Raw genomic sequence first — 377 nt, forward strand, 5'->3', positions numbered from 1 at the left:
GCTGCCGTCGATCTTCGGCCTGGCCGCCGGCCTGTTCCTGGTCTACACCGCCGACGTGCCGGCCGCACTGACCTGCTACATCCCGATGTTCAAGTCGGTGGCGTTGCCGCTGGCGGGCATCAGCTTCGTGGCCATTGCCTCCTTCTGGATCGTCGGCTTCTCCAACGCGGTCAACCTGACCGACGGCCTGGATGGGTTGGCGATCATGACGACGGTGCTGGTGGCCTGCGCGCTGGGCGTGTTCGCCTATGCCTCGGGCAACGTGGTGTTCTCCAACTACCTGCAGAACCCGCAGATTCCCGGGGCGGGCGAACTGGTGATCCTCGGCGCGGCGATCGCCGGCGCGGGCCTGGGCTTCCTGTGGTTCAACACCTACC

The 377-nt window shown here is 66.6% G+C and carries 1 pseudogene; it reads left to right on the forward strand.

Annotated elements, in window-relative coordinates:
* Window positions 1–377, forward strand: a pseudogene (locus ACQG3P_RS18900) (phospho-N-acetylmuramoyl-pentapeptide-transferase); the annotation flags it as partial.

Source organism: Stenotrophomonas sp. SrG (assembly GCF_050031795.1).
Lineage (GTDB): Bacteria > Pseudomonadota > Gammaproteobacteria > Xanthomonadales > Xanthomonadaceae > Stenotrophomonas > Stenotrophomonas rhizophila_A.